This window comes from Mesorhizobium sp. M0815 (assembly GCF_040319995.1).
Lineage (GTDB): Bacteria > Pseudomonadota > Alphaproteobacteria > Rhizobiales > Rhizobiaceae > Mesorhizobium.
Genome location: NZ_JAMYOU010000032.1, coordinates 11,996 through 25,471, shown reverse-complemented (window position 1 = coordinate 25,471; position 13,476 = coordinate 11,996). Strand labels below are relative to the sequence as shown.

Sequence of the window (13,476 nt, the reverse complement as noted above, 5' to 3'; positions counted from 1 at the left end):
GCACCTGAAGCACACTTACCATAGTGATCGATTGGGGGATCGATGGATTCTATGCAAGCCGAAATTGCACGCTTCCTTGCGGAAAAAGCGGTGCGGCAAACGCGTGCGACATATCAGCAGGTGGGGGACGCCGTCGGTTGGAACCATCCGACAGGTCGCGGTCTGGGCAAGAATCTGGAGGTCGTCCTGCACGCTTTGCATGATCGCGGACTGCCGCCGCTCACGACGCTAGTCAAGCGCGGCGAGAGGCATCCGGAGCCTGACGCCATGGCGTATATCCGCGGAGCCTTGGGCGATATCGACATCGATGCCGCACAACGTGAGGTCTTCGCCTTCGACTGGCGATCGATTCCAGACCTGGCTCCTGACGTCGACAGACTTCCGAGCGGCCGTGATATTTGGCTGACCTCTTTTTGGGGGTTTGACCCCGCGAGTTGGGGCTGCATCGGCTTTGCCGACGAGGCCAAGCGCAACCGCTATCTGAGATTATCCACTCCCAATGCATTGGTGGCGATCTACGTCACCAAGGGCAAGGGGCCCGAGGAGATGCGGGGCAAGGTCGTGGGCCTCCTCGAGGTTTCCCACAACGCCGGCCATGCCAGTCAGTTCATCGCCGGCGACCGCTGGGCCGAGAAGGAAATGGACCCTGCCTCGAGAGGCAAATGGCTGTTCGCCGTGCAGGCAACCCGCGCATGGCGGATCGTCCAGGAGGATTGGAAACCTGTCGAGCAGTTGTTTCCAGCCGCGTATGCGAGCGCGCACGCCGAATACATCGGATCTAGTGGTGTCCAGGTTGACGCAGTTGAAGCCGAGCATCTCATGCAACTCGATGTCTATGAGGTGCCCGTCTATGGCCAAGGGAGCCGCGTCAACGGCACAATCCAGACGCTCGAGTCCGCTTTGTCGCCAAGTCGCGCGATCCCACCCGCGACCGAACCGTACTGGGTTGGCGAAACCGATGGCCCCAAGCATCTCTACATATTGGAGCTCAGCGGCGATACATCGGCCTATCTCGGGCGTTCACCCGCCGACGTTGATGGCCGCGCCATCATTAAGGTCGGTTTCTCCCGCAGCCCCGCGGCCCGTCGCGACCAGATCCAAAGTGCATACCCACAGGGGCAATTCAAGTGGGTGATAAAGTACCCTCATCCCGTCCCAGATGCCGCACCGTATTCTAACGCCAAGACGGCGATCGTAGGCGAGGATGCAATGAAGCGGCGCCTCGTGACCGAGGGGGCTGAGGTGCTGGGTGGAGAGTTCTTTCTTGCCGAAGACTGGCTCGTCCACAACACGTGGAGAGCTGGCAAATTTGCGGCAGAAAAGGCCATGGAGAGCTGACTAAGCTTCAAGTGTTGGCTTTGCGCCCCCAGAAATCAGCGCTGAAATTGTTCAGGTGGTCACCGTCACCGAGCCTGACCTCAAACTCACCGGGGATACCCCCCCTGTCATGACCCGCCCGAAAATAGTCGCCACTGACCAATGAGCCAGCTGCTCGAGGTGCTCCCATTCGCGTAGCAGGTCGGTCTCGCGGTCCTCCGCAAGCTTCCCTGGCGCTCGGCTTGCGCTTAGACTTGGGCTGAGCGATCGTATGATAGTCGAAACGGGGCTGGACCTTGTGTTTGAAGATGATGGAACCGGAAGTCCACTCATCCTCGATCGTTCGGCGCCACTTGTAGCTGACACGAACCTGCATGTCCTGGGTCAGACGAAACGGAGCAATCGTCGGATCGTAGATGAAGAACAACTGGCTTTCGCGTTCCTCGACCTCCAAGCGCTGCTTCATCTGACCGAATGCAAAAGTCAGATCACTGCCGGCTTTACGAATAGAATGTAGAATTCCTTCCCGCTTCTTCGCAGATTTCGCGATCCTGTATGCCGCAAGCGCTTGATCGAAGTATCGGAGCTTGGTGGCCACGTATTCTCCGCAGTTGTAGAGCGGTAGATTGCTGAGTTTTCCGAGTTGCTCTGACCTGATGGCCTGGTCAACCAGGTCGTGAAGCGCCCCGCTGTCGATGGCTCCAATAGCCTGTTTCTCGCGGTCACTGAGATTCATCAAGCCCATCTTGTCTCCCCTCAAACACAAAATCCCGCAGCGTTCATCGGACTCGAGCTATCTGGCAGCACGGTGGAGAGACGCCGATCAAACCGTTGCCGCGTCAGCTAGTGAGATCGCGTTTGCAGCGTGTTCGTCCTCGGCCCGAAGACGCTGATGGGATGTTTCCTGCGTTTCCACAAAGAAGCTCTTTCCAGAAATGCCGGCGCGATCGAAGAATGCCTGATTCCGCTCTCTGGCGTCACTGAGGAGTGTGTCCCACCCGATGAGCTCGATCGACCCTTTAAAACCCGAACGGGGCTGGTAGTAGCGCCCTCTCCCGTCGGCAGTGCGGTCCCACGAATAGGTCCAGTCGTCCATTTTGCCCACGATGTCGGCAACTATGAAGCAATAGAAAACCGTGTCCTCCTTCAGCTTTATGGGGCGCCCCTTGACGTCAAGCTTCCCCCCTTCAAGCAGCCGGCGCACATAGCGCTCGACCTGATGCTGGGGGTTCTCGTCCGCGGCATAGCTGGTTCGTCCCGGGCGCTTGAACTCAACGAGCAGCACGCGCGAGGGATCCTCGGTCTGGCGCAGGCCGTGTACGTGATCGAAAATCAGAACATCCGGCCGCTCGTCGCTGGCGACTGCATCAGAGAGATTCTGGAATTCCTCATCCGAGCTGAAATACTGGGCGAAGGTCAATCGCTCATCGATGATCCAGAGGTCGTGCGACGCCGCCGGCACTACCTTTCTGGCGCCATCGGCTAGGGTGTTGACCCGCAGAGGACAGATGAACGAGTGCAAAATGTCTTCGCGCTGATAGCTGCTGTCACGCGTATCGTCGCGGACCTTCTCCAGCAGGATCTCGATGAAATCGAGCACGACCTTTCGGCGAACGATGTACTCGGTGAGACTCTTCTGCTCCGCCTCTTCGATTGCCTTGCCGGCGGCCTCGATTGCGCTCGCAAACGAATTGACATCGACGGACGGCTCCTTCAATCGCTCCAGCACCGCGCGAATTTTCTCCGCTTGGCGCTGATCCCGGCGATAGCGCTCACGCGACAGATGTCCGAAGATCGCATCATCGTTTAGCTCCCCCGAAGGGAGCTTTTCTTGCAGTTCATCGACGTCGCCGAATGCAACAGATGGGTAGGGATTCGGTAATTGCCTTGACCCTGGTTCGCTGATCCTGGCGCAGTGCTTGCAGCGGTTCTGCCAGGACCTTCTCGATGTGTGGTGTGCAGACATCGCTCACGATGCGATCGAGGATCGCGTCCTCGAACTGGAACTTCGTGCGATCCTGATTGACGTTGTCGTCCAGGAATTTGCCGGTGAGCACAGCGTGAAAGACCCGGTCCTCGTTTACCCCAAAGTACTTTAGGCCGAGCTTGCCGTCGATCTTTTGGGAATGAACCGTTCGGTCGTGCGCTATGAAATGGACGAAGTGCGACCTCTGCAGATCCGCGCTCGCAACCTTATCGCACTCCATCAACGTGAGTGTGAGCGGCCCATAGTCAGCGGTTGGAATGTCCTCGATGGTCTCCCGACGATAGATGATCGAATTGATCTCATCCGGATAGTGGCGGGTTTCGTCACCGCAGTGCACCGTGATGCGAGGCGAGCGCGACCCGATGAAGGTCGGCAAGAAATGCGACGTGAAATGCTGAAAGACGTACGCTGGGCGACCCGGGAATTTGGCACGATAGCCATTGTCACGGAGCCCATCAAACTCGACCATTACCCCGGTGTCCGGTGCCGTGGCGTCGAGTTTGCTCTCTTCGTAGTCTTGAATCTGGTCGGATTGCGATAGGACAAAGCGAAACTTCCGGCGCTTCGGGTCGCCATCTTCTACCGAAGTGCTGGACACGCTGATCGCGTCAAAGCAATCCAGCCACAATAGACGCCCTACGCCCTTGCCTCCGCGCGCAATCTTATTGTCCGTATCGGTAGTGGTGAAAGCGTCATAGTTTCTGCCGTCGAGCCCCATGCCATTGTCTTCGACCACAATCTTTGCGGGCGCCTGTCGGCGCGCCATGGTGAGGGTGACAATGATTTTCCCTTTGGTTGCGACGTTTTCCTTGAACCGGTCCTGTGTGCTGTGAATCGAATTACTGACCGCTTCGAAAGTGGTTGCATGGCGTCTGCAGCGTTGGTCGGCTTGGGAAGCCGATCAATTCTTTTGACGAGATTTGTCTTCAACGATGGCATTTATTATCCCCCACTGAATGCAACTTTACGCGGCGAGTATTTCTCGGTCTATCGTCAAACGAGGGAGAGTCCAGATAATTGCCCATGCTCGATACCGCCCTCTCCCGGTCATCTCCCGCACCCCCAAATCGGCAATAAGATTGAGCGCGCCACGTTGGGTCACCTTCGCCATCGTCGACACCATAGTCGCGGATACGACTCGCCGCGACAAGGCTCTCGTTCCATCTGTAGACGCGCTTGCTGAAGCCGGACAAGCTTCCGCAAGCCGCTATCTGCTGTCGCGGATATGGCATCGAGGAAAAATCGACGAGCCGGATCGACCGATCCCGCTGTGGCGACGCAGGAGACCTGGTTCGCATCGTGGTCGATGAACAAAACGCATCGATGTGGTCTTGGTGGATACTCACGACCGAACAGGTCTAGCCCACGCCCTTTTGGGAAGTATCGCATCGCAGGTCCACAGGGACCGACGGCACCCACACTCGCAACGGCGCCGAGTGATCCTGGCAGCGAGCGGCCATGATGAATTAATTGCTCGCTTCGCCGACTCCCGCCGACGTGCTGACGGCCTATCTGCGCGTGGTCGCCGATCGAACCACGTCAAAGCCACACCACAACGTTGGAGTTGCACAAGCCTGACGGATTGACGGCGGCCCCTCCTGTCTTGGCGCGGGGACTATTTGTCCCCTACGGCGCTAGCGCCAGGATCGCGGTCATCGGCAAACCCTGGCATGATATCGCCAGCCAGCAGCTTTTCCTTGCTTAGCAGTCCTGCATCCTCAAGCGCCTCGAAATCCGGCAGGTCGCGCAGTGTGTCGAGCCCGAACTCCAGTAGGAATTGTTTGGTCGTGACATAGGTGTAAGGCGCGCCGGGCGTTGGGCTGCGCGGACCGGACGCAATCAGCTTCGCGCCGCGCAGATGACCGATGAGATCGCGGCTGATCTCCTTGCCGAAGAACGAAGACAACTCGGCGCGGGTGATCGGCTGGAAGTAGCCGATGCACATCAGCACGAGCACCTCTGACTGCGTGAGGTCTGCCGCGCGATGGCATCGGCATAGGCCGGCCGCGTCAGATGCTTCCAGCCGCCGGCGACGGCGACGAGGTCATAGGGCCGACCGCGCAGTTCTTCGCGGATGTCGCCGATGAGGAGATCAATGCTGCAGCTTTTGCCGACGATGCGGGCGAGCGTTTCGTGGTTGACCGGCTCGCTGGCCGCAAAAATGGTCGCCTCGACGCGGTGCATCCATTCGCGCCAGCGCGCCTCCGGCGGTAGGTGATCCAGTTCCTTATCAAACAGGCGGTCGCCTGATCGACCGTCATCTGACCGGCCCTTCCCTCGTCTGCGCGCCGCTTCCACCATGGTCTTCACAGTCCGTAGATGCGGAAGGTTGGGCGGCCGGACAGTTCACGCACGGCGCCGAGTTCGACCAGCCGGTCGAACAGTCGGCGCAGGCCGCGATCACTCATGCCGGCGATCTTTTCGGACGCGACGATCGCATCGTCGGACAGGAGCTTTCCGACAACGGCGTCTGCCGCCTTGGCCCTGAGTTTCGGGGCGACGGCAAGCAGCCGGTCCGCGCGGCGCCCGAGTTCGGCGTGAAGATCAATTGCGCGCAACGCAGCGCGCGCCTGGGCGGCAAGCAGTCCTTTCGCTCGATCGGCTTCATCCCCGGTGCTCGCCGCAATGGCAATTGTCGAGCGGCGGGAGCGGCCGGGTCCTGAGCCCAAAGCCACCTCCGCGCCCAGCAACGGCACCGCATGGGCCCAGCCCAACCGCTGCGCCAGCAGGACGTCGGCGAGCCAGCATCCGAAGGTGCGTCCGAAGCCATGTCGTTTGGCGGCCATGAATGCGCCAGTCAGCATGCCGACAATTCCGATGCTGGCAGAAAGCTGTCGAAGGTCATCCGCCAGATCGCGGACCGCGCGGTTTCGATTCGCGCACCCGGGCACAACGCTTGGATAAGTCCCATCAAATGCTCTCCGGTGCCCGTCATCTGTTTAGCTGACATTGGGCCGAGGGCTTCCAGCACGAGCCACATGGCGCGGGTATCGACCGTGACCCATGGTGCGCCGCCCCTGCCGCCAGTTCCAGCGGCGGCACGTGACACCTCGCACCAGATGACTTCGCCCGGTTCGGGATGCTCGGTTACCATTTCACCTTGCTCGATCGTGTCGAATGGCTCCGCTCCCTTCGCAATTAAAAGTCTCGGGACCCCTGGTAGAGATCGAGATCTTCCCCGCCAATCGGAAGGCCATACAACACGCTGACGGCATTGTAGGCATCAACCAGTGGGGAAATCCGCGGAGAGAGCCATCTTTCCGCACCCGCTTGAGAAGCGCGGCGGCCGAGCACGGCGTTCGATTGGCCTTTGTGCCGAAAGCCTCGTAGGCAACGGCCCACGCCGCAAGATGCGCGTCCCTTTGGGCGTCATCGCGAAGCGCCGCCTGTTCCGCCGCCGCAATCGTGTCGTTCAACGCCTGTGCATCCGGCACGTCGATTCCAGCGTTCCGCACCACAATGCTGATCAGATGAAAATCCCGGTAGCGGGCCTTGATCTCGGGGCAATCAATGGCGTGAAAGACATGGGATGCTCTTTTCTCATGGGGAGGCTTTGCGCTGGGGGTCGTTCGGGAAATGTATGAAGAAAGGTGTTTGTCGAGGCGTTGGTGCGTGGAACATTTTTCAAGGGTTTGCCGATAGGCAGGCGAGATCGCCAACGACATGATCTTCGCCCGATACCCTACAAACACAATGCCAGCCGCCGTCACCGAGTCGCGAAGATGAAATTCAAGGTGACAAACTGGCCGGAATACGAGGCGGGCCTTCGGCGGCGCGGCAGTCTGACGCTGTGGTTGACAGAAGAAGCCTTGGCCAGGTGGCATGCGCCGCGAAGAACGACCCGCGGCGGCCAGCCCCGCTATTCCGATCTCGCCATCGAGGCGGTCTTGACACTGGGATGCGTCTTCGGGCTTCGTCTGCGCCAGAGCGAGGGATTGGCGACCTCGCTGCTCGATCTGATGGGGCTTGATCTACCGGTTCCCGATCACACGACGCTAAGCCGCCGGGCGCAGATATGGGAACCATCGGCCAAGCGGCAGCGGCATCCGAGGACGGTCCGCTGCATGTGCTGATCGATAGCACCGGATGAAAGTCTACGGCGCCGGCCAATGGCTGGAAGACAAGCACGGTGCCAGATCACGCCGGACCTGGCGCAAGCTGCATTTGGTTCTCAATGCCGACAGCGGCGAGATCATCGCCCATTGTCTGACCGACCAGGACGGCGACGATCCCACGCAGGTGAAGCCGCTGCTCGACCGGATCGACGCAGAGATCGACCAATTCACGGCCGACGGAGCATATGATGGCGGTCCCACCTACTGCGCGGTGCTGCAACACAGCGTCCCCGCAAGGATAGTCATCCCGCCACGTTCAACGGCCGTGGAGAGTGATGACACCGGACCACCCGGTCAAAGGGACGGTCACATCACGGCGATCGCCAATGATGGAAGGCTGAATTGGCAGGCGTCCACCGGCTATGGCAAGCGCGCCCTGATCGAGACCGCCGTCGGGCGCTACAAGGGGCTGATCGGACGTCGCCTGCGAGCCCGCTCCTTTTCGGCTCAGCAGACCGAGGTCGCCATCGGCTGCGCCGTTCTCAACCGCATGACGGCGTGCGCACGCCCGGAGTCCGTTCGCTGCCCGGCAAGGCCGACATAGCAGGCGGCATCAAAGAGCTGATTGTGCCTAATGCCACATTTTGCACCAATGCCTTGTGGCGCGGGCAGCCACAGGCACAGGCTACGCGGAAAATGAAAAGCGGGGCCAACCCATTCGCTTGCACACAGCCTGGGTTTTGCCAGCTCCTCAACCGCAACGTGCTGTCAATCTTCGTCTTGCCATGTCTTGAACGCCGAACTGTTCACGCCATTGGCGCCGCTTTGTCATCCCGTGCCCCGAAATGAGGCCGTCGTTCGAACGATATGCGCAGTTGCTTATCCGCCAGAAACCGGCGAGCCAGATCGGTGTCGCGCTTACCCACGCGTGACACCCAGTCCGAAAACAGGCGAACCGCGCGCCGGTTCATATGCCGCGAAGGACAGACCAGCCAGTATCCCGGAAACTCGATGACCTCGAACTCTATCGAGACCGGAACCAGAGAACCTGACACCAGGTCCTCGAATGCGATGGATGTGCTTTCCAGGACCACACCTGCACCGTCCTTCGCCAGTTGAACTGACATTGACGAACGGTCGAAACGATAGGGATACGTCATGCGGGCGCCCTGGATACCGTTGCACGGCAGCCAATAATCCCACCGGAAATAGGCCTTCACACTGTCGATCAACCGCGCATGGCGAAGCTGCTCCCGCGGATCCGGTGAGATCGCGCGCAGTTCGGCAAGATAGGAAGGCGAGCACATCGGCAGGATCAGATCGTTGACGACGCAATCCGAATAAAGGCCGGCCCAGCCGCCGTCGCCATAACGAAGATCGAGATCGATGACCTCCGTTTCGAAATCCGAGAAATTGGGCGTGGCGACGCGCAAATTCCAGCTCGGATAGCCCTTGCTGAACTCGGCCAACCGCGGCGCCAGCCATTTCTCGCCGAAGGAAGGACTGACGCGCAGGCTAAGCTGGAAGCTTTCGCGCTGCCGCACAATGGCATTACGCACCTCGCGTATGGATTCGAAAGCCTGGGTCGTGGTCTGGAAGAGCCGCTCACCGTCGATCGTGAGCGAGAGATGGCGCTTTTCGCGCTGAAAAAGCCGCACCCCGAGTTGGTGTTCGAGCAGCCGCAGCTGCTGGCTAACCGCCGAAGGTGTCACCTGCAATTCCTGAGCGGCCTTTGCCACGCCGCCGAGCCGCGCGACTGCCTCGAAATGCGTCATCGAATTGAACTTGATGTCTGACCTCGTCCTCGTCAGTTAAGCTCAGCTACACAGAATGTTAAGAAACGAAAATTGAGCCGAATGTCAATCGGTCGCACAGTGGTCCCGGAAGGAGATACAGGATGGAGCCGAGTTCAACCCAAAGCTTGGGTAGCGCCGGCAACGTGCCGGGAGTTGGACAGATATTGACCAGGAAGCCCCTGATCGAAGCTGCCAATATCGAGAAGAGTTATGACGCAACCCGTGTCCTGCGGGGTGTGAGTTTTCAGGTCCGGGCCGACGAAATCCACGCGCTCCTGGGCGGCAACGGCGCCGGCAAAAGCACTCTCATCCGCATCGTCACAGGGCTGACCTCACGCGAAGCCGGCGAGATTGGCTTCGCCTCGTCGGAGGCCGACCACAACAGCCCGATCATCGCGGTGGTGCATCAGGAGCTGGCGCTGTTGCCCGAGCTGTCCGGTCGCGGAAAACATCGGCATTGTGCATGCGAGGTCGGGCTGGTCGCAGATCAGCCGTCGCCGCACGCGCGAAACTGCGCTCGGAGCGCTCCAGCTGATCGACCCAGCGATCGGCGAAGCGAGCATCGATAATGCCGGCACGCAAATTGTCCCTCCACGAAGGCCAGATCGTCCGGATCGCTCGTGCCCTTCCACCGGAGCCGAAGTGCTGCTTCTCGATCCCGGCGATCCGGTTGGGGAAACGCGCTGGCTGCAGGAGATCGCCAATAAGCGAGGCTTTCCCCATGGCATCGTCGGCTATGCCGACCTGTCCCAACCCGACGTCGGCGACCTCCTCGACCGCCACATGGAATATCCGAACTTCCGCGGCATGCGGCAGCCGATGAATTATCATCCCGACCCCGCCGAGACCTATCTGGCGCGGCCGGAGGTCAGTCGTACGCCCGAATGGCGGCGCGGCTTCCGGGAGCTGGCGAAGCGCGGGCTGAGCTTCGACCCGCAGCTCTACTATCCGCAGATGAGCGAGTTCCTCGAACTGGCGCGCGACTTTCCCGCCGTGCAGATCATTCTCAATCACACCGGCATGCAGGTCGACGGCGCCGAGCATCGAGGAGGCGATCGCAGCCTTCGGCGTCGGCCGCTCGATGTTCGCGACGAACTTCCCCGTCGACAAGCTGTTCTCGAGCTTCGACGCCATTTTGAACGCCTTCAAGGAAATTACGATCGCCCACCCGCACGAGGAGCGGCTCGCGCTGTTCCATGACAACGCCGCCCGGTTCTACCGACTTTAGATCACCGGCAAACAGAAATAGCAGGAGAGTTCGACTTGTTGCTGAAGGGCAAGGCCGTGGTGATTTCGGGGGCCGCGGGCCCCCGGGGAATTGGCCGCTCCACGGCAGCGCTGATGGTACAGCACGGGGCTCGCGTTGCAATACTCGACCTCGATGACGGGCAAGCGCGTGATGCCGCTGCGTCGCTTGGACCCGACCATATCGGCCTTGCGTGCAACGTCGCGGACCTCGACGCCTGCAAGAGGGCGGCGGCGCAAGTGACAGAAACCTTGGGCAGGATCGATGTGCTCTGCAACAATGCGGGCGTCACGCAGCCGGTCAAGACGCTGGAGATCAGCGCGGCTGACTGGGACCGCATCCTCGATGTCAACCTACGCGGCGTGCTCCATCTCAGCCAGGCATTCATCCCGCACATGCGCGAAAATGGCGGCGGCTCGATCATCTGCATGTCGTCAGTTTCGGCCCAGCGCGGCGGCGGCATCTTCGGTGGCCCGCACTATTCGGCTGCCAAGGCGGGTGTTCTGGGGCTTGCCAAGGCCATGGCGCGCGAATTCGGTCCCGAAGGCATCCGCGTCAACTGCATCACACCGGGCCTGATCCAGACCGACATCACCGGCGGCAAACTGACCAACGCCATGCGCGCCGACATCATCAAGGGAATCCCGCTCAGCCGGCTGGGCGAGGCGCGCGACGTAGCCGGCGCCTATCTCTTCCTGGCTTCCGATCTGGCCAGCTACATCACCGGCGCCGTGATCGATGTCAACGGTGGGATGCTAATCCATGGCTGAGTGGACAACGGAGCTTGAGATGCCTCGCGCTGGCAGCAATGTCAGCCTGGCCGAACGAGCCTATCGTATCCGCCGACACGCCGTGCGGATGGGTCAAGTCCAGGGCCAAGGTTATGTCGGACAGGCGCTGGGTGTCGCCGACGTGCTTGCCGTCGCCTATTTCCATGCGCTTCGTTACCGGCCGGAGGACACGTTGTGGGAGGGACGCGACCGCTTCCTGCTGTCGATCGGACACTATGCGCTCGCGCTCTACGCGGCTCTGATCGAAGCGGGCGTGCTGCCGGAGGAAGAGCTCGAAACCTATGGCAGCGATGAAAGCCGTATGCCGATGTCCGGCATGGCGCCATACACGCCCGGCATGGAGATCACCGGCGGCTCGCTCGGTCACGGCCTTGGCATTGCCGTTGGCATGTGCATGGGGCTGACGCGCAAGCGAAGCGACAGTTTCGTCTACAATCTTTTGTCCGACGGCGAGCTCGGTGAGGGCTCGACCTGGGAAGCCGCGATGTCGGCCGCCCACCACAAGCTCGACAATCTCATTGCCATTGTCGACTTCAACAATCAGCAGGCCGATGGTCCGTCGACGGCCATGCTCTCCTCCGAACCGGTGACCGACAAGTTCGAGGCGTTCGGCTGGCATGCGCAGCGCGTCGACGGCAACGACATCGAGGCGGTCCGCAAGGCCTTCGACATGGCGCGCGGCCTGAAGGAACCTCGTCCGCGTGTGATCGTTTGCGATACGCGCATGGCCAAGGGTGTGCCATTCCTGGAAACCCGCGACATCACGCATTTCATCCGCGTCGAACCGCACGAATGGACGTTAGCGCTCGAAGCTTTGGAAAAGGGACGTCCGCGTTGAAGTTGTCAAAGTTCGCGCCGCGCCACGCCGCCAATGCCGGTGAGCGCAAGACCACATCGGCGATGATCGCGTCGATCGCGCCCGATGGCGTACCGACACGCAATGCGCCGTTCGGGCACACACTGGCCAGACTGGCGCACCAGCGGCCCGGGATAGTTGGCCTGACGGCGGACCTCGCGAAATACACCGATCTCCATGTCTTCGCACAGGAGCATCCGGACCGCTTCTATCAGATGGGCATGGCGGAGCAGGTGCTGATGAGCGCCGCCGCCGGCTTGGCGCGGGAGGGTTTTACGCCCTTCGCCAGCACCTACGCCGTCTTCGCATCGCGACGTGCCTACGATTTCATCTGCATGGCGATCGCCGAGGAGAAACTCAATGTGAAGATCGTCTGCGCCTTACCGGGGCTGACGACCGGCTACGGCCCCAGCCACCAGGCGACGGAGGACATCGCGATTTTCCGCGGGATGCCGAACCTGACGATCATCGACCCTTGCGACGCGCTCGACATCGAACAGGCCACGGAGGCGATCGCGGACTACAACGGGCCGGTCTACATGCGGCTTTCGCGCGGTAAGGTTCCTGTCGTGCTCGACGAAGACGACTATACATTTGAAATCGGCAAGGCGCGAATGCTGCGCGAGGGCGCGGACGTATTGTTCATTTCCAGCGGCCTGATGACCATGCGCGCGCTGGAGGCCGCGAAGGCGCTTGAAGCCGACAGGATCGGCTGCGCCGTTCTGCACGTTCCGACGATCAAACCTCTGGATACGGAGGCGATACTCGCTGCCGCGCGCCGTTCGGGACGGCTGGTGGTGGCGGCGGAGAACCACACCATCATTGGTGGCCTTGGCGAAGGCGTTGCCGCGCTGCTGATGCGCGAGAGAGTGACCCCAGTCTTTCGCCAGATCGCCCTGCCCGACGAGTTCCTCGACGCTGGCGCGCTGCCGACGCTTCACGATCGCTACGGGATCTCAACTTCCGAGCTCGTGCGCCGCGTCCGCATTTGGAGCGAATGAGAAGTAAGAGCTCTCCCCACACAACAGTTGAGTCATCGACCTTGACCTTGCCCCTCTTATCTAATCCGGTTTGAAGTTCGTTGTGGCCCATCGAGAGGACCAGGACATGAAACGTAGCCGCTTCTCTGAAGAGCAGATCATCGGAATTTTGAAGGAACATGAGGCCGGGGTATCGGTTGCCGATCTGTGCCGCAAGCACGGGGTCAGCGACGCCTCGATTTACAACTGGAAGGCCCGCTTCGGCGGGATGGATGTCTGCGGGGCTCGGCGACTGAAGGCTCTGGAGGACGAGAACACGCGGCTGAAGCGGCTTTTGGCCGACGCCATGCTCGACAATGCCGCGTTGAAGGATCTTGTGGGAAAGAAATGGTGACGCCCGCGGCCAAGCGGAAACCTTTCCAGCGACCAGATCGATCAACTTCAACGC

At 60.7% G+C, this 13,476-nt stretch carries 11 protein-coding genes and 5 pseudogenes; 8 read left to right on the top strand and 8 right to left on the bottom strand.

From position 1 onward, the window contains the following. The first annotated feature begins 51 nt into the window (after positions 1-51). On the top strand, positions 52-1,338 hold the full coding sequence (locus NKI01_RS26050; RefSeq protein ID WP_352965154.1) for a hypothetical protein: 1,287 nt from the start codon (positions 52-54) through the stop codon (positions 1,336-1,338). A 7-nt stretch (positions 1,339-1,345) separates the two neighbouring features. On the opposite strand, the gene NKI01_RS26045 is transcribed toward NKI01_RS26050, so the two are convergent. From NKI01_RS26045 to NKI01_RS30895, 7 genes and pseudogenes are all read right to left on the bottom strand, one after another. Then, positions 1,346-2,062 (bottom strand): hypothetical protein, encoded by a 717-nt coding sequence (locus tag NKI01_RS26045; protein WP_352965152.1) that lies wholly within the window; start codon positions 2,060-2,062, stop codon positions 1,346-1,348. Between the two features lie 78 nt (positions 2,063-2,140). Further along, a complete protein-coding gene (locus NKI01_RS26040; protein WP_352884856.1) occupies positions 2,141-3,283 on the bottom strand; it encodes a hypothetical protein in 1,143 nt (380 codons plus the stop codon). 985 nt (positions 3,284-4,268) lie between these two features. Then, on the bottom strand, positions 4,269-4,415 hold the full coding sequence (locus tag NKI01_RS26035; RefSeq protein ID WP_352884855.1) for a helix-turn-helix domain-containing protein: 147 nt from the start codon (positions 4,413-4,415) through the stop codon (positions 4,269-4,271). Positions 4,416-4,919: 504 nt separating this feature from the next. Continuing rightward, positions 4,920-5,605 (bottom strand): annotated as a pseudogene (scpB, locus tag NKI01_RS26030) (SMC-Scp complex subunit ScpB). Positions 5,606-5,610: 5 nt separating this feature from the next. Then, a pseudogene (locus NKI01_RS26025) lies at positions 5,611-6,168 on the bottom strand (DUF1403 family protein); the annotation flags it as partial. Continuing rightward, positions 6,102-6,398 carry a hypothetical protein gene (locus tag NKI01_RS26020; protein WP_352965177.1) on the bottom strand — a complete coding sequence of 99 codons (297 nt, stop codon included), beginning with the start codon at positions 6,396-6,398 and terminating at the stop codon, positions 6,102-6,104. The pseudogene NKI01_RS26025 and the gene NKI01_RS26020, both read right to left, overlap by 67 nt. A gap of 1 nt (position 6,399) precedes the next feature. Beyond that, positions 6,400-6,969: a hypothetical protein gene (locus NKI01_RS30895; RefSeq protein ID WP_502899472.1), complete on the bottom strand. Its 570-nt coding sequence runs from the start codon at positions 6,967-6,969 to the stop codon at positions 6,400-6,402. Between the two features lie 12 nt (positions 6,970-6,981). Here NKI01_RS30895 and NKI01_RS26010 point away from each other — a divergent pair. Continuing rightward, positions 6,982-7,963: pseudogene (locus NKI01_RS26010) on the top strand (IS5 family transposase). 202 nt (positions 7,964-8,165) lie between these two features. Here NKI01_RS26010 and NKI01_RS26005 read toward each other — a convergent pair. Further along, on the bottom strand, positions 8,166-9,134 hold the full coding sequence (locus tag NKI01_RS26005) for a LysR substrate-binding domain-containing protein (protein ID WP_352965150.1): 969 nt from the start codon (positions 9,132-9,134) through the stop codon (positions 8,166-8,168). A 122-nt stretch (positions 9,135-9,256) separates the two neighbouring features. On the opposite strand from NKI01_RS26005, the gene NKI01_RS26000 reads away from it, so the two are divergent. The 6 genes and pseudogenes from NKI01_RS26000 to NKI01_RS25975 all read left to right on the top strand — a co-directional run. Then, positions 9,257-9,724 carry an ATP-binding cassette domain-containing protein gene (locus NKI01_RS26000; RefSeq protein ID WP_352965148.1) on the top strand — a complete coding sequence of 156 codons (468 nt, stop codon included), beginning with the start codon at positions 9,257-9,259 and terminating at the stop codon, positions 9,722-9,724. Continuing rightward, positions 9,615-10,383: pseudogene (locus tag NKI01_RS25995) on the top strand (amidohydrolase family protein). Before NKI01_RS26000 ends, NKI01_RS25995 begins: the two are co-directional and overlap by 110 nt. A gap of 35 nt (positions 10,384-10,418) precedes the next feature. Beyond that, positions 10,419-11,171 carry an SDR family NAD(P)-dependent oxidoreductase gene (locus NKI01_RS25990; RefSeq protein WP_352884914.1) on the top strand — a complete coding sequence of 251 codons (753 nt, stop codon included), beginning with the start codon at positions 10,419-10,421 and terminating at the stop codon, positions 11,169-11,171. A gap of 19 nt (positions 11,172-11,190) precedes the next feature. Further along, positions 11,191-12,030: a transketolase gene (locus tag NKI01_RS25985; RefSeq protein ID WP_352884912.1), complete on the top strand. Its 840-nt coding sequence runs from the start codon at positions 11,191-11,193 to the stop codon at positions 12,028-12,030. Beyond that, positions 12,027-13,049 (top strand): transketolase family protein, encoded by a 1,023-nt coding sequence (locus tag NKI01_RS25980; RefSeq protein ID WP_502899471.1) that lies wholly within the window; start codon positions 12,027-12,029, stop codon positions 13,047-13,049. Before NKI01_RS25985 ends, NKI01_RS25980 begins: the two co-directional genes overlap by 4 nt. A 106-nt stretch (positions 13,050-13,155) precedes the next feature. Next, positions 13,156-13,442: pseudogene (locus NKI01_RS25975) on the top strand (transposase); the annotation flags it as partial. Between the last annotated feature and the right edge of the window lie 34 nt (positions 13,443-13,476).